The following is a 21,864-nucleotide window of genomic DNA, read 5'->3' on the forward strand; positions in this document are numbered from 1 at the left end:
GGGCAAATACGATGCCCCTTATCGGATGTGGCGTTTAGTTAGAAAGTACAACGCGCGCATTTAGCGGTTGCAGCGGACGATTGTTTTGTCCCATGACTTCCATCAGTTTCTCGGCTTGATCTTTGGATAAGGTTTGAGTGTCTTTAAGCACAAACCAGCGCACACCTTCTGAACATGGTGGTGTGGTTAAAGAGCCGTTAAATCGATAGTAGTTTGCAGTTTTTGGCAGTAAGTCGTTAATCTCAAACGTATCTTTAAAGAACGTGGTTTGATTCTCTTGTGGGATTGCGTTGATCAGTTTAGACAGCCCTGCGTTTTGATCGCCAGCATCAAACATCACCGAAATTACCGCCAACTCGCCGTCTGCGTTGGCGTGTACAAAGTGCGCTTCAAGTGGATATTGGCGGCCTTTGATTTGGTTTTCTGAAGGTGTGTGGAAATGGAACTGTTGCAGCTCGAACGTCTCGCCATCGATGGTGAAGCTATTACGTCCATTCACTTGCGCTTGCAGCGTATGACCATTGTTGGTTAAACCAATGACCTGACCAGTGTACGAAAGGTTCAGTGCTTCCAGTTTTGCATCGGCTGGGTTGTCGATGTTGATTGGGCTTTGGTTTTTCGTGGTTGCGCAGTCTTTGGCGATTTCTCCCCAGTGTTCTGGCCCGTGTTTGTCATTGCCATAGCCCCATTCCGAAGCCTGAGCCGCGCTTAGAGTGAGAAGTGAGAGTGAAAAAGCAAGTAGTGTTTTGTTCATAATAATGTCTCTGTTCGGTCGCTTTGATAAGCGTTGTTACAAGGCAATGACCTAGAGGTTTGATCACTGCCTGACAAATTAGAAACGGTGGCTGAGTTGGGCACCAATTAGGAACGCATTTGAATGGGTCACGCCCGTTACCATCGGTGCAGGAACACCTTCATACGCGTACTCTTCTACGTTGACATCTTCACCAATCAAGTACGTCATGCCGATGTCAACCGTGGTATCTGATGACCATTGGTAAGAGGCCCCCGCAGATAACCAGTGACGGTTCGAATCTGGGATAGAAAGCGAAGTCAGCTCATCGACAGGTGTTTTGTCGAACATGTAACCCGTGCGAAGTGTCCAACGTTCATTGGCGTACCAAGTCGCACCGATGGAGTAGTGCGCGGAGTCTTGCCACTGAAAATCTTTTAGCAACTGATCATCAGCTTTCAAGCTGTCAAATGCTGACCAACCAATCCACTGCACAGAATAGTGCAGGGCAAATTTAGGTAAGACGCGGTGATAACCGGAAAACTCCGCAATATCCGGTAGCGGCATAGCAAGCGAGTCGTACGATTCGCCAGCAAAGTGGATGTCACCCTTGGCATCAATGTTAGGGCTGTGCTTGTAGCTTAAACCTAAGCGATGACGTTCGTTAAACTCGTACATCATGCCAATGTTCGCGCCAAGCCCAATGCCGCCAGCTTCCACATCAAGTGCGTTGCCTTTTACGGATCCACAGCGTTGTTCTAGTTCGTTTCCAAGTATGTTCCCACCAACGCAAACACCCACGTCCATATCGCGGTACAGCTCACCAGAGCCGTAAATCACATCAATACCACCACCGATACTAAAACGATCGTTCACCTTGTATGCCAAGCTTGCGCCAAGGTTGACACTCGCTACGCTGGTGACACCGCCAAAAACAGGTGCGCCATAGTTTGGTTTAAACTCCATGTCGGTTCCGAAGTTGGAGTATGCCGATAAGCCTAGATACCAGTCGTCGTTGATAGGGTGAATAAAGTAAAAATTGGGTACAACGGCTGGTTGACCAACGCCATCGACGTCATCAATGTCGGTCACGGTTTGAGAGAAGGACGGGGTAATTTCAACTTGAGGGGACGGAGGAAAACCGCCCATACCAACATTGACATCCGCATTAATGTTAGCTCGATGATATTGCGCATTTTTAACGGTAACGTCAGGTTTGACGTAAGTGACACCGAACGATAAGGCATTTTGTTTAAACAGCGTCATCGCTGCGGCGTTACGGCTGACTACAGACGCATTATCACCAATGACGGCATCACCAGCAAAAGCACGACCAAGACCCGTCGCCGAATGTTCGTTAATTTGAAAACCACCGGCATACGCCGTCGATGAGGCTAACCCGATTAATAAATAAATCGGTGAAAGAGTTAATTGTCGCTGCATGTTTTTTCTCATGAATTAATTAGAGGTTGTATTGCAACGAAAAGAAGTAAAATAAACAAATCTGACCAGTACATTTAGGGGTAAAACTAACAGTATGTTGACAATAAATAGATTTAAATTAATAAATATTTATTGATGAATTTATTAATGGTTCATGTCGTGAATATTGTGATTATTTTAAGTGTAAATTAAACTCTGAGCCTCTGTTTTTATTTTTGCGGTATTACTTCTCTATTTTTATTGTGCTGACTGTTCCCTAACAAACAGAGGCAAATCCAGCGATAAAGTGTTCGTGATGGAAACTCTGAGTCATTTGTATTTCCATTGCATCCCAACGTTGGTAGTTCGAATCAGCAAGAGAACTATCGTTTTAAACCCACATGACACACTCCTCTCGGTCTTACCTGTGTTATGTGGGTATTTTTTATTTAACTTATCACTTAACTCCTCTTGAAATTCAATAATTAAAAATGGCTATAATGAAATTTAAATTGATGGAATGTTGAATAATTTTGGATTTTACTGGTTTGTTGGTATTTAAAAGTTTTGTTTATAATACTTATAACTTGAATTTCTATATTAAAAATGATCTTTGTTATATTTATTGAATGATAAAGTTTTGAAGTGACTATAATATCTCGGATTTTTCACGTTAGTGATTTTATTCCTTCAGTATCTTGACGTTAATTTACCTATCTTTACGTCTCGTACCCTGTACGGCTAGGACAAATAGCAGTATAAAATCAAAACGATTATTTACTTCACTCCTGCTATGAAACTCAATAAAAAATGGCTCGTTTTGTGTGGCCTACTCGCTATTGGTGCTGGTGGTTATCATTATCTGCAACGTCCAGAACCCATTTCTCCTTACGCGACAGAAGTCGTGCGCAAAGGCAATATCGAAAAGGCGGTATTAGCCAACGGCATGTTGCAAGCGTCCAAATTGGTGAATGTAGGTGCGCAAGTATCTGGGCAAATTCAACGCCTCGCTGTGAACTTAGGGGATGAGATCAAACAGGGGGACTTGATTGCACAGATTGACAGCCTGACTCAGCAAAACAGCCTCAAAGAAGCCCAAGCGTCTCTTAATAGTCTCAATGCTCAGTATCAAGCTAAGCAAGCGCAGATTAAACAAGCAAACTATGAATTCGTGCGCCAAAAAGGCATGCTAGCGGCGAAAGCGAGCTCACGAGCTGATTACGAGAATGCCGAAGCGACGCTCGCCATCTACAAAGCCGAGTTAGCGCAACTGGATGCCGAAATCGAGAAAGCCAAAATCAACGTCGACAATGCGCAGTTAGATCTCGGTTACACCACCATCAACGCACCGATGGATGGCACGGTGGTCTACACCGCGGTGGAAGAAGGACAAACCGTAAACGCCAATCAAACCACGCCAACTATTATCGAGTTAGCCAAGTTAGATACGATGACAGTGAAAGCCGAAATTTCGGAAGCCGATGTGATTTTTGTTCACCCAGGCCAAACGGCGCTGTTCACCATTTTAGGCAAACCGAATCAGCAGTTTAAAGGCACATTGCGCGCCATTGAGCCGGGGCCAACCATCATGGATGGCGATGACAGCGATTTGAGCATTTCAGATAGCGACGCCATTTACTACAACGCTGTATTTGATGTGAAGAACCCGCAAGGTATTTTGCGCATCGGCATGACTGCGCAAGTTTCGATTGTCCTTGAGCAATCGGAAAATACCTTGATTGTCCCTTCACAAGTGCTGCAAAAATCTGGCGGCAAAGGCAACTATACCGTGCCAGTTCTTGAACAGGGCCAAGTGGTGCAAAAGCCCGTGACAGTGGGTATTAACAACAAAGTGAACGCAGAAATTCTCTCAGGTTTGAAGGAGGGCGACCAAGTTGTTCTTGGCAATGCCATGGATGGAGAATCATCAAGCCGAGGTGATCGTCGTCGACCTCCAATGAGGTTCTAAGATGAGTGACGTGCTTTTAAAAGTTGAGGATTTAACTCGACGATTTGTCTCTGGCGACGAATCGCTTACTGTGTTGAACCACATTAATTTAGAGATAAAACGCGGTGAAATGGTCGCGATCGTGGGAGCATCAGGTTCAGGTAAATCGACGCTGATGAATGTGCTCGGCTGCTTGGATAAACCGTCCAGCGGTCGATACTTCATTAATGGGCAAGATGTCTCGACGTTGGAATCTGATCAACTGGCGGAACTACGCCGCGAGTATTTTGGCTTTATATTCCAGCGTTACCATCTGCTGGGGGATTTAACCGCGGTGGCAAACGTGGAAGTACCGGCGGTTTACGCGGGAGTTCCTCATCGTCAAAGAACGGATCGAGCGCAGTCACTATTGGCTCGCTTGGGGCTGGAAGATCGTTTGACCCACAAGCCCAGCCAACTGAGTGGTGGCCAGCAACAGCGCGTGAGTGTTGCTCGTGCACTGATGAACGGTGGTGAGGTGATTCTCGCTGATGAGCCCACTGGCGCATTAGACAGTCACAGTGGGCAAGAGATGATGGCACTGCTTAAAGAGTTGCATCAACTTGGGCATACTATCATCTTAGTGACTCATGATATGAACGTGGCGAACTTTGCGGATCGCATCATTGAAATCAAAGATGGTGAAATCATTGCAGATACGCCAAATGCACAAGTTGTAATCAATGAGCAAGCAGCAAAGACACCGAGCGCATCTTTTCATCGCCCAGCGCAAGCCGCCAGTAAGTGGTGGAAGTGGGACAGTTTTATTGACGCGCTAAAAATGGCGCTGCTGGCGATGTCTAGCCACAGAATGCGCACGTTTTTGACCATGCTCGGCATCATTATTGGTATAGCCTCGGTGGTTTCCGTGGTGGCACTAGGTAATGGTTCACAACAGCAAATTTTGTCGAATATTTCATCCATGGGAACAAACACCATTGATGTCAGGCCGGGCAAAGGGTTTGGTGACCGCCGCTCCGGACGAGTGAAAACGCTAACCGCCGACGATGCTAAATCGTTGGAGAGTCTACCTTTTGTCGACAGTGTCACGCCGTCTTTATCCAACAGCTTAACCGTGCGTTACGCCAATCAGGATGCAACCGCGTCTGTGGAAGGGGTTGGGGAAGATTATTTCCGTGTGCGCGGTTATGAGATTGCCAAAGGTCAGTTTTGGGATGAAGAGAGCGTGAACTCACTCGCCCAAGAAGCAGTGATTGATGACAACACCAGAAAGGAAATGTTTGCGGATAGAAATCCGATTGGTGAAGTGATTTTTCTTGGTTCATTGCCAGTGCGTATTGTGGGTGTCACGCAGAAAAAAGAAGACGCGTTTGGTAACAGCGACGCGCTGAAAATTTGGGTGCCATACACCACTATGTCGGGACGCATGATGGGACAACGCTACCTCAACGGCATTACTGTACGGATTGATGAGAACGCCCCAAGTGCGGCGGTAGAGCAGAGCATCATCAACTTGTTAAAAATGCGCCACGGTACAGAAGATTTCTTCACGATTAACACTGACACCATTCGTCAGAGCATCGAGAAAACCACCGCAACCATGACGTTACTGATCTCAGCGATTGCGGTGATCTCACTAATTGTCGGCGGAATTGGCGTAATGAACATTATGTTGGTGTCGGTGACAGAGCGCACGAAAGAGATCGGTGTGCGAATGGCTGTGGGTGCGCGGCAAGCGGATATTTTGCGTCAGTTTTTGATTGAAGCGGTACTGGTGTGTTTGTGTGGTGGCATTGCTGGTATTGGCTTGGCGTTTTTGATTGGTTTTGCATTCAGTACATCTGGCAGCAGCTTCCAAATGATTTACTCAATGAACTCGATCATCTGGGCGTTTATTTGCTCAACGTTGATTGGCATCGCTTTCGGCTTTTTACCCGCTCGCAATGCCGCCAAACTCGATCCGATAGAAGCGCTAGCGAGAGACTAAAAATGAGTAACACAATGAAATTCAAAACTCGATTGGTCGCGGCTGCCTTAAGCGCAGTGTGGTTGTCAGGTTGTGGTTCGCTTATGCGTAGCGACTATCAAGCTCCTGAGGTGCAAGTGCCTGCAAATTGGCAACAGATGCATGTTGCGGGTGATGTCAGTATGGATCCTTGGTGGTTGGCGTTTAACGACCCAACGCTTAATCAATACATTACTCAGGTGTTGGCTCAAAACAACGATTTGACGCTGGCAACGCTAACGCTAAAGAAAGCGCGTTTACAGCTGGGTTTAGCGCAAGATGACCTTTTCCCTACGTTGAGTTCTTCCACATCAGGACAAGTTCAAAAATCTCTTGATGGCGGGGAATCGGCAGATAGCTACAGCACTAACTTGTCCGTCAATTACGAGTTGGATTTGTGGGGAAAAATCTCGGCGGACGTTGACCAAGCCAAGTGGACGGCGATGGCAAGTCAACAAGATCGCGAGGCGACCGCACAAAGTTTGGTGGCAACGACGGCATCGTTATATTGGCAAATCGGCTATCTGAAACAGCGCTTAAACCTCAGTCAGCGTAATGTGGAAGACGCAGCTCAAACGCTACAATTGATTGAAAAACAGTACCAACTTGGCGCTGTGGATCAGTTAGATGTGCTTGAAGCCAAACGTACGTTGGCAAGCTTACAAGCGCAGCAAAGTGAGTTTGAACAGAGTTTACTTGAGGCAAACAACGCCTTTGCGATTTTGTTCAATCAACCGCCGAAGAGCATCAGTGCAAACATCCAAATGCTGCCTGAAGGCGATATGCCATCGTTGAGTGTTGGTGCTCCGTCTGATTTATTGATCCGCAGACCCGACATTAAAGCAGCGATTTATGAAGTCAAAGCCGCGCTAGCAAATAAAGACGCAGCAGATTTGGACTACTTGCCCAAGCTGACGCTCACTGGGGCTCTGGGTGGATCATCACAAGCGCTTAAAGACCTGCTTTCCAACCCGATTGGCAGCTTAGGTGCGGATATGACGCTACCGTTTTTGCAGTGGAATGAGATGAAAAATAGCCAAGCCATTGCCGATTTAGACTATCAATCGGCCATTGTGAGTTATCGCCAAGTGTTGTACGCCGCATTCCAAGATGTCGAAAATGCCTTGTCAGCACGCGAAAAATTGAAGTATCAGGCGGCGCGTTTACAAGAGCAATATGATGCCGCAAGTGCCGCTGAGTCCATTTATGCTGCGCGGTATCAGTATGGCTCGACGTCGATCATGGACTATTTGAATGCACAAGAAGACACCAGAAACGCGCAAGCTTCTTTGTTGGAAAACCGCTACAACCAGTTTCTCACTCAGGTTACGCTTTACCAGTCTTTAGGGGGAACCGACGTTGCGCCGTTGTAATTAGGGGTCAGCACACACTAGCGAAGCGCCATGCAACAAAGCTTTTTTTGAAGGTATTACTGGTCCCATGAATGGGACCAGTAATAAAAGCTTAAGTTACTTGGCGAACTTCTTGAAAGGTGCATCAACCGGGGTGTCAGCTAGGTGATTGGTGTAGTTACTCATCACTTTTTGCGCTAGACCAAGTACAATTTCAAGCAGTTGCTGCTGTCCGTAACCTGCCGCAAAGAACTTCTCTATCTGAGACTCTTCCACTACACCACGTTGACGCACCATTTGAAGCGTTGTTTCTCGTAGTGTTTCAAGTTTTTCGTCTGCCAATGGTGTTTGGTTGACGAGAGCATCAACAATCTCCTGATCCACTTTCATTGACGCCGCGATCGCACTATGAGCAGGAACGCAGTAGTGACAACCATGTTCAACGTTGATGGTTTGCCATACGACGGTCAATTCTTCTGCGTTAAATGATGTTTGTTGAAAGAGCTCATGCACAACTTGATAACCCTCAAGCAAGGTTGGCGCTTCAGCCATAACAGCATGAAGATTTGGTAGCATGCCAAACGCTTTGACTGAATTTTCAATCAGATGCTTTGATCCTTCGGGTGCGTTTTCTGCGGTATACAGTTTAAATTCTGCCATGTTTAAATCTCCTGTAATTGGATATGAGCGAATTAGGCAAGAACAGGATAGTTGATTTTGAGCGGTCGCTCAATATAAAATTGAGCATATGTTCAAAATTGATAATTGCTCATGGCGAATACAAAGAAATTCCAACGTGATGAAGTGGTGAAAGCCGCCTCGGATCTATTCTGGAAGAAAGGTTTTCATGCAACATCTACACGTGATTTGCAAGATAGCGTTAATCTGCGTCCTGGAAGTATCTATGCGACGTTTGGGTCAAAAGAGGGGCTATATTGTGAAGCGCTAAAAATGTACGTTGCGAACTTACAAGCCCTGTTTGAGTTGCATTTAGCTCAGAACACAACGGTTCTAGATGCAATAGAAGCTTTCGCGATTGATGTGGTTATCAATCAGCGAGACTCCAATCCCAGTGAAGTGTGCATGTTAGTCAAATCAGCAAGTGAATTTGCTGAGGATTTTAATGCGCTGCGCAATCAAACAAACAGCTTAGCAAACCAATTTGAATCTTTTCTTGCAAAGCTGTTTGAGCGAGCAATCGAGAATGGCGAAATTGAAGCCCAGGATACATTGCTTCTTGCTCAGTTGTTCCAGGTTCAGTTTACGGGTATACGAGCCTACTCATACCGCAGTGATGATGAAACCTTAAAGACGTTGATCTCTATTATGGTGAACAGCTTCCGCGGTAACGTACCAAAACAGAACGCTGAATGAGACTGCTCAAAGTCAACGTCTCTAAATCAACGGCTTGAACTAAGCGAGCTCAAATAAACCCGTTATCAGGGGTCGATATCGATAAAAAATGACCACGAAGCATCGTGGTCATTTTTATGCAGATTAACTTGCAATGAACAACAACGGCTTATTAAAAGCGAAACTCTTCTAAGTTATTGCTGCTTTCTAACATTTTTTCAGCCACATAACGATGCGTTGCTGTGGTTGGGTGAGTCACATCCCAGAACACGAACTTATCTGCGCCAGATGCTGCACATTCAGAACGTAATGAGTGAGTGTACATGTAGTCAACAGAAGATGAACGGTTGATGTCTAAGCAAGGGTCGCTTGCATTTACGAAACCGTGTTCTTCTGGTGCCGAGGTTAACTTCTCAAACAGTGCGTGTGTATCAAACAATGCGATGTTGTAGCCTTGGGCTTTGTAGTACATCGCTTGTGCTTTGATGAACTCGTTCATCTTCAATACTTTCGCACGAATCGTTTCAATTTCTTCCTGTGTTGAGTATTTGAACTGTGGTGCTTTGGTTGCATCAGGCAGTGTCATCAACATGAAGTTCTTCGCGCCAGCGTCTGTTAAACGAATCAGAGCTTCAGCGTAATCCGCTTTTACTTCCGGCACGCTACGGTTGTAGTTCATGAAATCATTTAAACCAAACTCTAACGTAAACAATGTGTTAGCAGGGTTGTAGTTCTTCGCCAGCTTTGTGTAGGTTAAGTAAGAAGAAACTTGTTCGCCGACACCAGTTAGCGCGATGTATTGGTTTTCACCTGCTGCGCCACCAACTGCCCAGTTGTATAGCGGTAAGTTTTTGGCTTTAGCAACGTATTCCGTCCAAACAAAACCGTTTGAGAAGTGACCCAAGAACCAGCTATTCGGGTTAGGGAAGCGCCATTGGGACGCGTTAAAGATGTTGCCTGTATCAGACAAGCTATCGCCCAAAGCCACTACCTTGTTGATTTGATCTGGTTGCATTGCAGCATCATTGCTCCAGATCGTGTGGTTATAAGAATAACGATTGTCAGCAGCAAAAAATGTAATGTCTGCGTTCTCGCTCGCTAGATCTAGTGTTTCTTCACAACGCTGGCGAATTACGTTTTGTGAGGTATTGGTGTAGAACATGTTTTTAAATGAGACAGAGCTCCACCAATAACCATCGATAGTGAAGTCACTACCATCTTGGTTTTTTGCCCATTTCCAATCGGTAGCCGCATCGTCCTTAGAGTGGCTCGTACGATACCAGCATCGAACGTACGTATAAGTTTGATTTTCTTGCGCGCTAACCACTTCAGCCGCAGAAACCATTGCTGGTGATAAAGTTGGCTCCTCTGCAATGGCGGAGGCAAGCGGAAGTAATGCAGTTAATAGTGTGATTGTTTTTTTCATCATTCACTCTTCTTGTAATGGTTATTGTTCCGAATGCGTGAATACGCTCGGCTATAACAGTATTTAGATGAGAATTTTTCTCACTAAACCTTCTAATTCTGAGTAAATGCTCAAGACAGTCAACAACTAAATATTCAATATTTCAGTTTTGGCACCACGGTCAAAAAATCCATTCAGCATAGCAATCGATTAAATGGGTGATATTTAGAATAATTACTCACTAACATTAATTTAACATTCACTTTTTGTTAATTAAGTAATTGCTTTATAAGGTTTTGTCGGTGATTTTTAATGTTAACTTAAAGTGTTTATTGAATGATCTTTTGTACAAATTTGTATATTCATGAAACAAATTGTTTGGCATTTTTGCTCTGTAAACTATAGCTGAAGCTCTCATGCAAACATCATGATGATGACTTTTCATGAGAATATAGTGAATAAAAATTAGCTCAAATAAGGAATAGGGCAAATGCACTACACAACAAGTAAAAAACAAGGCTTATTTTCGTTGTCTGCCGTAGCAATAGCACTGACCACTTCGATGTCAGCGTTTGCGGCTCCACCAATGGGATTTGATGAATCTAAGTTACCGACGAAGTACATCGTCAAATTCAAAGAAGATGCAGTCAGCCGTTCTTCAATGGGTGGTAACTCATTCTGGGGGCCACGAATCGCGCAGGAGTCTGTTCTAGAACAGGTGAAGGCACGTAAGGTGGAAAAACTGGGCAATCGCGCCATTTACAGCGTTGAACTGGATGGCGATGACTTAGAGCCGCTTCGCAATCGTAGTGATGTGGAATACGTGGAAGTCGATCCACCTCGCTATTTGCTCAGCGAAACGACCCCATGGGGATATGAAGCGGTTAATGCTCAACTGCTAGCTGACTTCAATGCGGGTAATCGCACTGTATGTATTATCGATTCAGGGTACGACATTTCGCACTACGACCTGAGCGGTAACCGCGTTGCTGGTACTAACGATAGTGGTACGGGATCATGGAGTGATCCGGGTAACAACAATGCCCACGGTACTCACGTCGCGGGTACGATTGCTGCGATTGCCAACACCGAAGGTGTAAAGGGTGTGATGCCAAACCAGAATGTTAATTTGCACATCGTGAAAGTATTTAACGAATCGGGTTGGGGTTACTCATCTGGGCTTGTTAAAGCAATCCAGACCTGTGCCGATAATGGTGCTAACGTTGTGAACATGAGCCTTGGTGGTAGTCAATCAAGCCGAACTGAGCAAAATGCACTGCAAAATATTTACGATCAAGGCGTTCTATTGATTGCCGCTGCAGGTAATGATGGCAATACAGCGCACAGCTATCCAGCTTCTTATGACTCAGTGATGTCTGTTGCGGCTGTTGATAATCAAAATGATCATGCAGCGTTCTCACAATCTACTAATCAAGTTGAGATCTCAGGCCCGGGTGTGGCGATCTTATCAACGGTTACGGTAGGTGAAGGTAAACTTTCTGATATTACCTTGAATGGTGTAAGCCAGTTTGATCGTGGGATTGTTCCTCACAATCGTTTGATCAATAACGGTTCTTCGTATGTTCCGGATCCAATCGCGGGTTCAGTAACGGCAATGCTAGATAGCTGTGATGTATCTGGCGGTAACGTTAACTGTGGTGATATGTCGGGCAAAATTTGTTTGACTGAGCGTATCGGCAACCAGTCTTCAGGAAACTACCCTGAAGTAGATGCGGTTCAGGCTTGTTACAATGCGGGTGCGCGAGCTGCAATCGTATACAGCAACTCTGAACTACCTGGTTTACAAAACCCTTTCTTGGTAGACACAAACAACGCTTATCGTATGGTTTCGGTAACGGTTGATCGTGCATTTGGTCAAGAGCTGTTGGGGTATGTTGGTCAGGAGATTACTGTTGCAACAACCTCTGGTGAAGATTACGAGTACTACAATGGTACATCAATGGCGACACCGCACGTAACGGGCGTAGCTGGCTTGGTGTGGAGTTACCACCCAACCTGTACTGCAGCGCAAGTACGTAATGCCCTAGTGAAAACTGCAACAGATATTGATGTTGCTGGTCGAGACAACCGTACTGGCCACGGCCTAGTTAATGCTGAAGCGGCGAAGCTGTTCTTGGACGCTGGCTGTAATGGACCTGATGGTGGTAGCTCTTCGGACTCTAGCTTCTCAAATACCAGCCCTGTTGCGATTCCAGATAATAAATCTTCTGGCGCAATCAGTGCAGTAGAAGTCGATCGCTCTGGTGATTCAGGCACAGTAAGTATTGACGTTGATATTAGCCACACTTACATCGGTGATCTACGAGTGACTTTAACGTCACCGACTGGTGGAGAAGTTGTACTTCACAATAATACTGGCGGCAGCGCTAACGATATAAAAAACACGTTCCAAGCGGATTTTTCTGGTTTTGAATCGCAAGGTACATGGGAACTAAAAGCGGTAGACAGTGCCAGAAGAGACACAGGCACCATCAACAGTTGGACTCTGACCTTTCAATAAGGAGTGACTATGAAGAAGTTGACCTTACTTTCTTTGTCTGCGGTAGGCGCTACCGCACTATTGGCAATCGGACTGAGCTCAAGCAGCTTGGCAAACAATCAAGGATTTCCTCTCGTGGATGAACGCCAAGATCAAGCCGAGCAGCAACCTGAACGTTACTTTATTAAGTATCATGAAGGAAAAGAGAGCGAAGTGAGAGCGCTTCTTCGTCAGCACAACATTGAAGTGGTCGACGCTCTGGTTAAACAACACGTGTTGATTGTGGTGGGTGAACAGGCGGAAGTCGATAAACTCGCGGAACATGATGCGGTCGAATACACCGAGCAAGAGCCGACAAGAAAGCTGCTATCTAACGGAACAACGCTTCAATAAGCCAAACTTTCTAAGATAGTGCCAAAAAGAAAAACGCCCCTCACGTGAGGGGCGTTTGCTTTCTTTCTACGATTGCTTTCTTCTAAAGTTCGTCGTTTGCTATGACTAGAGATTCTTGAAGATTGATGCCGATGAGCCTATTCGCGCATCAATCAAGTCAGTTATCAGCTAGTCATATTCAGACTACTTAGCGAACAATCAGACCCAGTAAGATACCAACAGCGCCGAAGTCTGCGTCACTAAAGGTCGTGTTAGCAAAACCTAGGTCACCAAGTACTGGCATTAGGAATACTGGTAGGAAGGTAATCAGTAGACCTTGTGCAAAAGCACCCAAGATTGCACCGCGACGACCACCTGTAGCGTTACCAAATACACCTGCCGCTGCACCTACAAAGAAGTGCGGAACGACGCCTGGGATAATCACAGTAAGCCCCATCACATAAAGTAGGAACATGCCCAAAAGACCCGCCGCAAAGCTCGATAGGAAACCAACCAATACTGCGTTTGGTGCGTATGGGAATACAACCGGACAATCAAGCGCAGGTTTCGCGTTTGGTACTAGTTTGTCTGAGATGCCTTTAAACGCCGGAACGATTTCTGCGATAACCATACGTACACCTTGAAGGATAACGTACACACCACCGGCGAATGTGATGGATTGCATTAGCGCGAACATGAACCAGTGCTTACCACCACTGACTTCGCGTACAAAGTCACCGCCAGCGAAGATACACGTCACCATAAAGATGATGCCCATGGTGAACGAGATTGCTACAGGCGTATCACGTAGGAACAACAAGCTCTTAGGTACGTTCATCTCTTCAGTAGAGTGTTCTTTGTTACCGAACTTGCTGCCAATAAAGCCCGCTAGTACGTAAGAAAGGGTAGAGAAGTGACCAATCGCAACGTCGTCAGAACCTGTTACTTGCTTCATGTACTTGTGAGCAATCGCAGGGAAGAACACCATCACAGAGCCCACAACCAGAGAGCCAAGTGCGATCAGTGGAACACCTTTCATGCCGCTAGAAGCAAGGATCGCCGCTACCATCATCGACATAAATAACGTGTGGTGACCCGTTAGGAAGATGAATTTCCATGGCGTGAAGCGAGCGATCAAGATGTTCACTAACATACCGAAGAACATGATCATCGCCATCTCTTTACCAAACGCTTCTTGTGCGATAGAGACGATAGCTTCGTTGTTTGGAACCACGCCTGTGATGCCGAACGCGTGTTGGAAAATCGTCGCAAAGTCACCCAGAGAAGTCACAACCAGACCCGCACCCGCGCCAAGCACGATGAAACCAAGAATGGTTTTTACCGTGCCTTTAATGCACTCGGTGACCGGTTTTTTCTGGGCAATTAAGCCGATTAGGGCGATGAGACCTACCAGAACCGCCGGCTCTGATAGGACATCGTTCATTAAGAAACTGAAAAATTCCATAACGTCACCTTATAGAGCGCCAAGCTCTTGAAGTGCCACAGATAGACGCTCTTTCATTGCCACTTTGTCGACCATGTTATCAAGCGCAACGATGCGAGGTTCAACGCCAAGTGCGTTCAACTGTTCAACGATGTCGTTAGTACCGATGAAGATGTCACAATCCGTACCTTTTGCAGAGCCTAGATCGATATGATCCACTTCTGCGTTTACATTCAATTCTTTCACGATGCCTTTGATGCTCATTTCCATCATTAGGCTAGTACCAAGACCGTGACCGCAAACAACCATAATTTTCATAATTCAGACCTTTTCTTTTTATAGGGGTGTATGCCCATTTTTTAAGGGCACATCAGGAGTTAGTATTTTTCGATGATCGCGAGAACATCTTGTGTGTTTTGAGCGGTGCAGATGGCTTCTACATGCTCTTCATTCATAAACAACTCAGCCAGTTTAGAAATCGCATCCACGTGCGAGTTACTGTCTGTCGCGGCTAGCGTAACCAGCATTTTTACTGGGTCGTTACCTTCAGAATCGAAGTTCACGCCGTTTTGAATCACTGTGATGGCAAGAGACAAACGGTTAACGCCATCTTCAGGGCGAGCGTGTGGCATTGCCATACCAGGACCTACCACGTAGTAAGGACCGAGCTCTTCGTGTGAGCGGTAAATAGCGTCCACGTAGCTTGGCTCAATCGCGCCATTTTCAATCAGTGCTTCACAGGATTTGCTCACCGCATCTTTCCAGTCAGTAGCATCAGAATGGATGCGAATCACATCAGAGGTAATCAGTTCACGTAGCATTGGATCTTTCCGGTTTGTTGTTTTGTTGATGGGTACTTTATCGATCAATTTGTCAGAAAAACCTGAGAATGATCACAAATGGTAGCGCTATCTGATAGCGCTATCATAAATTGTGATAGCGCTACTATTTTTATCAGTCATCCGAGTTTCATATGCTTGTGATCGACTTCTAATGCGCTAATATCAAAACCACTAAAACGCTGTGGTAAGATGTCGCGGCAGAAAATAGAGAACACTAAATAAGAACAATGAGCGAACCTCGCAAACGAAGAAGTACTGGCAATGTCACCTTGGCGGACGTCGCTAAAAAAGCCGGCGTAGGCACCATGACGGTGTCGCGAGCATTACGAACGCCCGAGCTAGTATCTGACAAGCTGAGAGAAAAGATTCAACAAGTGGTTGATGAGCTCGGCTATATCCCGAATAAAGCGGCAGGGGCTTTGGCGTCTGCTGAAAGTTACTCCATCGCTCTTATCATTCCTTCCCTGTTTGAAAAAGCGTGCGCGCTTTTCTTACCGAGCTTTCAACAAGCGTTGAACAAAGCGGGTTATCAGTTGCTGCTTGGCTACAGTGATTACTCGGTAGAGCAAGAAGAGAAACTGCTTTCGACATTTCTTGAGAGCCGCCCAGCGGGAGTGGTGTTGTTTGGTAATGAACACAGCCAGCGAACCAATCAGCTTTTGGAAGCCTCGAACACGCCAGTATTGGAAATTGCAGAGTTAAGTTCGAAAGCCAGTTATCTCAATATCGGCGTTGACCATTTTGAGGTGGGTAAAGCCTGTACCAAGCATGTGATTGAACAAGGCTTCAAGAACGTGGGCTTCATTGGTGCGCGTGGCGATCACTCCACTTTGCAACGTAAGCTACACGGCTGGCAAAGCGCGATGATTGAGAACTATCTTGCGCCGGATCATTTCTTAACCACGCACGAAGCACCATCTTCACAATTGGGTGCGGAAGGGTTGGCAAAGCTATTGCTGCGCGATTCAAGTTTGAATGCTTTGGTATGTAGCCATGAAGAGATTGCGATTGGCGCGTTGTTTGAGTGTCACCGCCGAGTGCTGAAAGTCCCGACCGACATTGCGATTATCTGTTTGGAAGGTTCTTCCATGGGTGAGCACGCCTATCCAAGTTTGACCTGTGCGGAATTCGACTACGAACGCATGGGGACGAAAGCTGCAGACAAGTTACTGCAAGCCATTAAAGGTGAGCCTGTAGAGCATGCAACGGATATGGGCTTTAAGCTAAAACGCCGAGCGAGTACTGCGATCAACTAACCTCATTTGGTTAGAAACTAATACGTGATACAAAAAACCTCTCGATGTTGAGAGGTTTTTTTATGCGTGAGAATAGTGACTGTCGGCTAAGGACGCTCACCTGCTGCTAGGCGACGTTCGATATCTGCAACCACTTCTGGGAAGTCAGCAATGGTGTCAATTAGGTAATGCGGCGAGCTCTTGAGCAATTTTGCACGTGCTTTTTCACGAGCAGCATTAAGTGTTGCTCCGTCCGCAGCTTGGTATTCTTCAAAAGTTAGACCTGCTTCGTTACCAGAAAGCAGCAAACCAACGGTCCACATACCGGCGTTGTGACCTTCATCGATGCCCGGTGCGGCGTCATCCACTTTGATGCACGCATTAACGTCCGTTACATTCAGCTCAATCACGTTCTTCAGTGCCATAAATGGTGCAGGGCGACCACCTTGAGGCAGGTCATCCGTTGCTACTACGTAATCTGGTTTGTAGCCGTAATCCGCTGCCACTGGAATCAGCACGTCCATCACTTCGCGGGGGTAACCAGAACAAGAACCGATCTTGATGCCTCTGTCTTTCAGACCGTTCACAACTTCAATCGCATTAAGGATTGGGTCTGCATGGTCTGCCACTTTTGCTTTTTGCAAAGGCATAAATGCTGCGTAGATTGCATCGATGTCTTCGCTGTTCATTGAGCGACCAAACTTCTCATTCCAACGCTTATCAACTGCAGGAATACGACCCACGGCTTGGATGTGATCCCACTTACCAAGCCCCATTGGTTCACGTGCTTCTTCAAGGTCGATTTCAAAATCAAAGCCTTGTTTGAATGCTTCCACAAAGATGCTGGTTGGCGCAAAAGAGCCGAAATCGACGATAGTGCCAGCCCAGTCAAAGATCACTGCTTGAATTGGTGAGTTGCTCATGTTCAATCCTTTTTCTTGCTTGCCAGAGCGCTGCCTACACATTGGAACCGCGCTCTGGATAAATTGGTTTTTGTTGAGGTTAGAAGTAGTTAAAGTCTTTGCATACTTTGGCGATGGCTTCTTCGAATATCGCCAACGCTTCGGTTAGTTGTTCGCGAGTAATGATCAGCGGTGGGCTGAGCTGAATCACGTTACCTTGCGATACCTTGAAGCTCACTCCGTTGTTGAGGCATTGGTACAGCACAGCTTCCGCTTCGTCATACGCGCGTGCTTTGCTTTCGTGGTCGGTGACCAGTTCAATGCCCCACAACATGCCGACGCCACGTACATCACCAATTACTGGGTACTTAGCTTTCATCTCTAGCAGCTTTTCACGCATGAACTGGCTGTAAGCTTTGGCTTTATCTAGCAAGCCGTCTTGCTCAATAGCTTCCATGGTTGCCAGTGCTGCAGCACAACCGATAGGGCTTTTCTCATGAGTGTAATGGCCCATGGAGATTTGCTCGGCGGTGTTGTATTTGTCTTTGGTTACCATGGCTGCGATAGGCACTAAGCCACCACCCAAACCTTTACCGATGCAGAGCATATCTGGCTCGATGTCGTAGGCTTGGTAGGTAAACCACTCTCCGCTGCGACCCATGCCATTCGGGATGTCGTCGATGATCAACATGACATTGTGTTTGTCACAGATTTCACGGATGCGTTTCCAGTAGGCTTTACTCGGCACTTGAACATCCGTGTTGCGAACCGCTTCTGCGATAAATGCGCCCACGCCGCCTTCTTTCTCAATCACGTATTCGAGGTAATCGGCGTAATGCACGTCGCTGCCGTCCTCTACTGGGAAAGCGCCTCGGTAAGACACGGCTGGTGGAATGCGCTCAACACCTGCCATTAATGGTCCCATACCTTGGCGGAAACACGCTTCGCCACCTACTGAGATGGCATCCAATGATGCGCCGTGGAAGGAATCCCACAGCGACACCACCTTGTAATTGCCCGTGATGTGGCGTGCTAATTTAAGAGCCATACCAACCGCAGATGTGCCACCCGGAGCAAACAGCACGCGGTTCAATTCGCCGCCACAGATTTGGGTGAGTTTTTCGGCACATTCAATCGCAGTTTCATTGGTAAAACGACGTGGTGAAAACGGCAGTTTGGCAATTTGCTCTTGCACACGTTTAATCACATGCGGATGACCGTAGCCCAGCTGATGGACGTTATTGCCATGGAAGTCCATGTACTTTTTGCCGGTGGCATCTTGGATGTAGATGCCTTCTGCTGCTTCCAAGGTATCTAAGCAAGGCGTCGACATGGCTTGATGAAGAAAGACTTCCGAGTCACGCTTCAATAATGCTTGCGTGCGTTCGTCGTCCATCGATGCATTCCAAGCTTGGCGCGCTGGTGTCGTGTTGACATCACCTTCGCTGCGGAAATGAGTCGGTTTGATATTCTGAGTCATAACGCTCTCTCAATCAGAAGGCTGCTTTACGCAACTTGCCAGTACATTGCTTTTTCAATTGCACCGATTAAGCGCTCGATATCTGCTGGGTAAACTTCGCCAATGTTGCCGATGCGGAAGCAATCTGCGTTCGATACTTTACCCGGATAAATCACGAAGCCTTGCTCTTTCAAACGCGTGTAGAACGCTTTGAACTGGTAATCACTGTGCGTCGGAGAGTAGAAAGAAGTGATGATTGGCGAGTGAAGGTCATCACTCAGTAGTGGCTCAAACCCCAAAGAACGCATACCTGCAACCAGTGTTTTCTGGTTAGTTTGGTAACGGTTATGACGAGCTTCAATGCCGCCTTCTTGTTCCAGCTCTAACAAGGCTTGGTAGAAAGCGCGAACCGTGTGCGTTGGAGACGTGAAACGCCATTTACCGTGGTTCACTTCCATGCAGTGCCACTGGTCGTAAAGATCAAGGCTCAAAGAACGTGCCTGACCTTGGCACTTTTCTAGCTCAGTTTGTTTCGCAATCACAAAGCCAAAGCCCGGCACGCCTTGAATACATTTGTTTGCAGAGCTGATCATAAAATCGATGCCTAGCTCAGCGATATCGATAGGAATGCCACCAAAGCTCGACATGGCATCGAGAATCACCACTTTGCCGTGTGCTTTTGCTGCAGAAGCAAATTCCTCAATTGGGTTAAGCATGCCAGTGGTTGTCTCGCAGTGAACAATCGCCACGTGTGTGATCGCAGGATCCGATGCCAATGCAGTTTCCACCTCGTTCAAGTGTGGCTGTGATGTTTCGCCTGGGGAAACTACATGGCATGGAATATTTAGGTAATCAGCGATCTGAGCGATACGCGCACCGTAAGCACCGTTGTCGACAACCAACAATTTTCCATCTTTGCCAATGGCACTGCCAATCGTTGCTTCTACTGATGCGGTGCCGCTACCTTGCATTAGTACGCTGGTGTAGCCGTCTTGCTCCGTCGCCAGTTTTACAAGCTTAGCGCGGATCACTTCTACAATGTCTTTGTTGTATTCATCATCCCAAGTACACCAGTCTTTAAGCATGGCTTCACGTACCGTTTCAGAAGTAGATAGAGGACCTGGAGTCAGTAGTAGGTATTCGTTTTTCATCTCGATTTCCATCAGAATAGGCTAATTGGTCTACACCAAATTTCAAGTTCACTCTAACGAGGAAGAAAAGGGCAGTAAATAGGCGAATATCCAATTTCATAAAACTTTAATATCCAGAAAATGGCGGATCAATTGAACGATTATTCAGCGCAAATTTTCGTAAAACTGCCATTTAATGGTCATGATTTCGTCACAAAGGCTCAGTAGGGTGTATATCGTCAACTGGTACAGACCAAATGAAAACTTAGCCAAATTAACTGGAGAAAATGATGAAAAACCGTTTGATGAAAGGATCGCTGGCTGCACTTGTCTCTCTGCTAGCTACGAATGCAATGGCAGCACAGGAAGTCACGGTTTACACCGCTTTCGAAACTGACATTCTTGCTAAATACAAGTCTGCGTTTGAGAAAGATAACCCAGATATCAAGATTAAGTGGGTTCGCGATTCCACCGGTATCATGACGGCGAAATTGCTGGCCGAAAAGAATAACCCTCAAGCGGAAGTGGTTTGGGGTCTTGCTGGCTCGTCAATGGCACTGCTTAAAGATGAAGGTCTTCTTAAGCCTTACACACCAAAAGGTTTGGAAGAGCTGCACGCGAACCTAAACGACCCTCAATCAAACCAAGCTTGGTTCGGTAACGATGCGTTCTTTAACGCAGTTTGTTTCAACGAAGCGGTTGCGAAACAACTTAACCTACCGAAACCAACGTCTTGGGAAGACCTAACAAAGCCGGTTTACAAAGGTCACATTGCAATGCCGAACCCAGCGTCTTCAGGTACTGGCTACATGCAGGTTTCTGCTTGGCTACAAAACATGGGTGAAGATCAGGCATGGAATTACATGCGTGACTTAGACAAGAACATTGCACACTACACGCACTCTGGCTCTAAGCCATGTGTTCAAGCGGGTATGGGTGAAGTGGCTATCGGTATCTCGATGGCAAGCCGCGGCGCGAAGCTGAAAACACAAGGCGCACCACTAGCGGTTATCACACCAAAAGGTATCGGCTGGGAATCAGAAGCTGTTGGTCTAGTAAAAGAGTCGAATGCAGCGAAGCGTGTTGTCGACTGGTCAATCTCTAAAGCAGCAAACGAGCTTTACGTAGAAATGTACCCAGTGGTTGCACATAAAGAAGTGAAGGCGACCGTATCTAACTTCCCGAACGTTCAAGAGAACATGGCGAAGATGGACTTCGCGCAAATGGGCAGCAAGCGTGCAGAGATTCTAGCGGCATGGTCTGAGAAGTTTGACGCAAAATCAGAGCCAAAATCTTAATTGAATTTGCTTTGAGTTGAATACTGAAATCCACCTCGGTTGAGGTGGATTTTTTGTTTTCTCTGTTATTTCAGAGTTTGCTGAAAGTAGATTCCTAGTCTCACCTAGGTTCGCTGGAATGACGGACTTAAGAAAGTTGGGATCTTCTATCCGCACTTACAACGTCATTCTCGAGAGCGACGGAGGAGTGAGTCGGGAATCTCAGAATATAGTGCTTGTAAGAGATTCCGGATGGCTCGCTTAGGCTCGTCCGGAATGACGATCTTAAGCGTATGGCGTGAAAGTCAAAGCTCGTAATTCTAGGCAATGAGTGTGATTTCAGAATTTATGAACCACACTCACCACGTCATTCTCGAGAGCGACGAAGGAGTGAGTCGGGAATCTCTAATTACCACTTGAACAAACCTCATCGCCCTTCATCTATTTGTCATCTTCTGGCTATAAATTTGTCATTGGAACGTAAC

Annotated in this window: 18 protein-coding genes; 8 read left to right on the forward strand and 10 right to left on the reverse strand. The window is 46.3% G+C overall.

The features are described 5' to 3' along the window. Positions 1-34: 34 nt before the first annotated feature. Together R7P69_RS04645 and R7P69_RS04650 are read right to left on the reverse strand one after the other, a co-directional pair. Positions 35-754, reverse strand: coding sequence for a carbonic anhydrase (locus R7P69_RS04645; protein WP_132936966.1), 720 nt, complete (start codon positions 752-754; stop codon positions 35-37). Between the two features lie 78 nt (positions 755-832). Then, a complete protein-coding gene (locus tag R7P69_RS04650; RefSeq protein ID WP_017635081.1) occupies positions 833-2,176 on the reverse strand; it encodes an OmpP1/FadL family transporter in 1,344 nt (447 codons plus the stop codon). Positions 2,177-2,948: 772 nt separating this feature from the next. On the opposite strand from R7P69_RS04650, the gene R7P69_RS04655 reads away from it, so the two are divergent. Genes R7P69_RS04655 through R7P69_RS04665 form a run of 3 tightly spaced genes read left to right on the forward strand, consistent with a single transcriptional unit; the run spans position 2,949 to position 7,481 of the window. After that, positions 2,949-4,124: an efflux RND transporter periplasmic adaptor subunit gene (locus R7P69_RS04655; protein ID WP_021821302.1), complete on the forward strand. Its 1,176-nt coding sequence runs from the start codon at positions 2,949-2,951 to the stop codon at positions 4,122-4,124. A gap of 1 nt (position 4,125) precedes the next feature. Then, positions 4,126-6,090, forward strand: a complete 1,965-nt coding sequence (locus R7P69_RS04660) for a MacB family efflux pump subunit (RefSeq protein ID WP_064369486.1) — start codon at positions 4,126-4,128, stop codon at positions 6,088-6,090. Between the two features lie 14 nt (positions 6,091-6,104). After that, a complete protein-coding gene (locus tag R7P69_RS04665; protein WP_017635084.1) occupies positions 6,105-7,481 on the forward strand; it encodes an efflux transporter outer membrane subunit in 1,377 nt (458 codons plus the stop codon). A 96-nt stretch (positions 7,482-7,577) separates the two neighbouring features. On the opposite strand, the gene R7P69_RS04670 is transcribed toward R7P69_RS04665, so the two are convergent. After that, the gene (locus R7P69_RS04670) at positions 7,578-8,120 is read right to left on the reverse strand and encodes a carboxymuconolactone decarboxylase family protein (RefSeq protein ID WP_005374097.1); all 543 of its coding nucleotides are present in this window, start codon (positions 8,118-8,120) and stop codon (positions 7,578-7,580) included. A gap of 111 nt (positions 8,121-8,231) precedes the next feature. Between R7P69_RS04670 and R7P69_RS04675 the strand changes: the two genes are divergently transcribed. Further along, positions 8,232-8,834, forward strand: a complete 603-nt coding sequence (locus R7P69_RS04675) for a TetR/AcrR family transcriptional regulator (RefSeq protein WP_005384344.1) — start codon at positions 8,232-8,234, stop codon at positions 8,832-8,834. Positions 8,835-8,985: 151 nt separating this feature from the next. Here the strand turns inward: R7P69_RS04675 and R7P69_RS04680 are convergent, their stop codons facing one another. Further along, positions 8,986-10,242 (reverse strand): SGNH/GDSL hydrolase family protein, encoded by a 1,257-nt coding sequence (locus tag R7P69_RS04680; RefSeq protein ID WP_017635085.1) that lies wholly within the window; start codon positions 10,240-10,242, stop codon positions 8,986-8,988. 466 nt (positions 10,243-10,708) lie between these two features. Here R7P69_RS04680 and R7P69_RS04685 point away from each other — a divergent pair, with 466 nt between their 5' ends. Together R7P69_RS04685 and R7P69_RS04690 are read left to right on the forward strand one after the other, a co-directional pair. Further along, complete coding sequence (locus R7P69_RS04685; protein ID WP_017635086.1) at positions 10,709-12,739, forward strand: S8 family serine peptidase; 2,031 nt, start codon at positions 10,709-10,711, stop codon at positions 12,737-12,739. A gap of 9 nt (positions 12,740-12,748) precedes the next feature. After that, the gene (locus R7P69_RS04690; protein ID WP_238952783.1) at positions 12,749-13,111 is read left to right on the forward strand and encodes an ATPase; all 363 of its coding nucleotides are present in this window, start codon (positions 12,749-12,751) and stop codon (positions 13,109-13,111) included. A 187-nt stretch (positions 13,112-13,298) separates the two neighbouring features. Here the strand turns inward: R7P69_RS04690 and R7P69_RS04695 are convergent, their stop codons facing one another. Genes R7P69_RS04695 through R7P69_RS04705 form a run of 3 tightly spaced genes read right to left on the reverse strand, consistent with a single transcriptional unit; the run spans position 13,299 to position 15,355 of the window. Then, positions 13,299-14,555 carry a PTS ascorbate transporter subunit IIC gene (locus tag R7P69_RS04695; protein WP_005384349.1) on the reverse strand — a complete coding sequence of 419 codons (1,257 nt, stop codon included), beginning with the start codon at positions 14,553-14,555 and terminating at the stop codon, positions 13,299-13,301. Positions 14,556-14,564: 9 nt separating this feature from the next. Further along, positions 14,565-14,852, reverse strand: coding sequence for a PTS sugar transporter subunit IIB (locus R7P69_RS04700; protein WP_005374080.1), 288 nt, complete (start codon positions 14,850-14,852; stop codon positions 14,565-14,567). A gap of 59 nt (positions 14,853-14,911) precedes the next feature. Then, the gene (locus R7P69_RS04705) at positions 14,912-15,355 is read right to left on the reverse strand and encodes a PTS sugar transporter subunit IIA (protein ID WP_005384357.1); all 444 of its coding nucleotides are present in this window, start codon (positions 15,353-15,355) and stop codon (positions 14,912-14,914) included. 248 nt (positions 15,356-15,603) lie between these two features. Here R7P69_RS04705 and R7P69_RS04710 point away from each other — a divergent pair, with 248 nt between their 5' ends. After that, a complete protein-coding gene (locus R7P69_RS04710; protein WP_005442357.1) occupies positions 15,604-16,632 on the forward strand; it encodes a LacI family DNA-binding transcriptional regulator in 1,029 nt (342 codons plus the stop codon). 86 nt (positions 16,633-16,718) lie between these two features. Here R7P69_RS04710 and phnX read toward each other — a convergent pair whose 3' ends face one another. The 3 genes from phnX to phnW form a co-directional block, all read right to left on the reverse strand. After that, on the reverse strand, positions 16,719-17,534 hold the full coding sequence (phnX, locus tag R7P69_RS04715; protein WP_054574515.1) for a phosphonoacetaldehyde hydrolase: 816 nt from the start codon (positions 17,532-17,534) through the stop codon (positions 16,719-16,721). Positions 17,535-17,613: 79 nt separating this feature from the next. Continuing rightward, positions 17,614-18,993, reverse strand: coding sequence for an aspartate aminotransferase family protein (locus tag R7P69_RS04720; RefSeq protein WP_238952782.1), 1,380 nt, complete (start codon positions 18,991-18,993; stop codon positions 17,614-17,616). 26 nt (positions 18,994-19,019) lie between these two features. Then, positions 19,020-20,123 carry a 2-aminoethylphosphonate--pyruvate transaminase gene (gene phnW, locus R7P69_RS04725; protein ID WP_053307153.1) on the reverse strand — a complete coding sequence of 368 codons (1,104 nt, stop codon included), beginning with the start codon at positions 20,121-20,123 and terminating at the stop codon, positions 19,020-19,022. Positions 20,124-20,389: 266 nt separating this feature from the next. Between phnW and R7P69_RS04730 the strand changes: the two genes are divergently transcribed. Then, positions 20,390-21,400: a putative 2-aminoethylphosphonate ABC transporter substrate-binding protein gene (locus tag R7P69_RS04730; protein WP_136976315.1), complete on the forward strand. Its 1,011-nt coding sequence runs from the start codon at positions 20,390-20,392 to the stop codon at positions 21,398-21,400. Positions 21,401-21,864: the final 464 nt, after the last annotated feature.

It is taken from the genome of Vibrio sp. 661 (assembly GCF_033339315.1).
In the GTDB taxonomy this organism is placed as follows: Bacteria; Pseudomonadota; Gammaproteobacteria; order Enterobacterales; family Vibrionaceae; genus Vibrio; species Vibrio alginolyticus.

Coding starts and splice junctions, on each gene's coding strand:
- R7P69_RS04645 (WP_132936966.1), bottom strand. CDS start 754: ATGAACAAAACACTACTTGCTTTTTCACTCTCACTTCTCACTCTAAGC.
- R7P69_RS04650 (WP_017635081.1), bottom strand. CDS start 2,176: ATGCAGCGACAATTAACTCTTTCACCGATTTATTTATTAATCGGGTTA.
- R7P69_RS04655 (WP_021821302.1), top strand. CDS start 2,949: ATGAAACTCAATAAAAAATGGCTCGTTTTGTGTGGCCTACTCGCTATT.
- R7P69_RS04660 (WP_064369486.1), top strand. CDS start 4,126: ATGAGTGACGTGCTTTTAAAAGTTGAGGATTTAACTCGACGATTTGTC.
- R7P69_RS04665 (WP_017635084.1), top strand. CDS start 6,105: ATGAAATTCAAAACTCGATTGGTCGCGGCTGCCTTAAGCGCAGTGTGG.
- R7P69_RS04670 (WP_005374097.1), bottom strand. CDS start 8,120: ATGGCAGAATTTAAACTGTATACCGCAGAAAACGCACCCGAAGGATCA.
- R7P69_RS04675 (WP_005384344.1), top strand. CDS start 8,232: ATGGCGAATACAAAGAAATTCCAACGTGATGAAGTGGTGAAAGCCGCC.
- R7P69_RS04680 (WP_017635085.1), bottom strand. CDS start 10,242: ATGATGAAAAAAACAATCACACTATTAACTGCATTACTTCCGCTTGCC.
- R7P69_RS04685 (WP_017635086.1), top strand. CDS start 10,709: ATGCACTACACAACAAGTAAAAAACAAGGCTTATTTTCGTTGTCTGCC.
- R7P69_RS04690 (WP_238952783.1), top strand. CDS start 12,749: ATGAAGAAGTTGACCTTACTTTCTTTGTCTGCGGTAGGCGCTACCGCA.
- R7P69_RS04695 (WP_005384349.1), bottom strand. CDS start 14,555: ATGGAATTTTTCAGTTTCTTAATGAACGATGTCCTATCAGAGCCGGCG.
- R7P69_RS04700 (WP_005374080.1), bottom strand. CDS start 14,852: ATGAAAATTATGGTTGTTTGCGGTCACGGTCTTGGTACTAGCCTAATG.
- R7P69_RS04705 (WP_005384357.1), bottom strand. CDS start 15,355: ATGCTACGTGAACTGATTACCTCTGATGTGATTCGCATCCATTCTGAT.
- R7P69_RS04710 (WP_005442357.1), top strand. CDS start 15,604: ATGAGCGAACCTCGCAAACGAAGAAGTACTGGCAATGTCACCTTGGCG.
- phnX (WP_054574515.1), bottom strand. CDS start 17,534: ATGAGCAACTCACCAATTCAAGCAGTGATCTTTGACTGGGCTGGCACT.
- R7P69_RS04720 (WP_238952782.1), bottom strand. CDS start 18,993: ATGACTCAGAATATCAAACCGACTCATTTCCGCAGCGAAGGTGATGTC.
- phnW (WP_053307153.1), bottom strand. CDS start 20,123: ATGAAAAACGAATACCTACTACTGACTCCAGGTCCTCTATCTACTTCT.
- R7P69_RS04730 (WP_136976315.1), top strand. CDS start 20,390: ATGATGAAAAACCGTTTGATGAAAGGATCGCTGGCTGCACTTGTCTCT.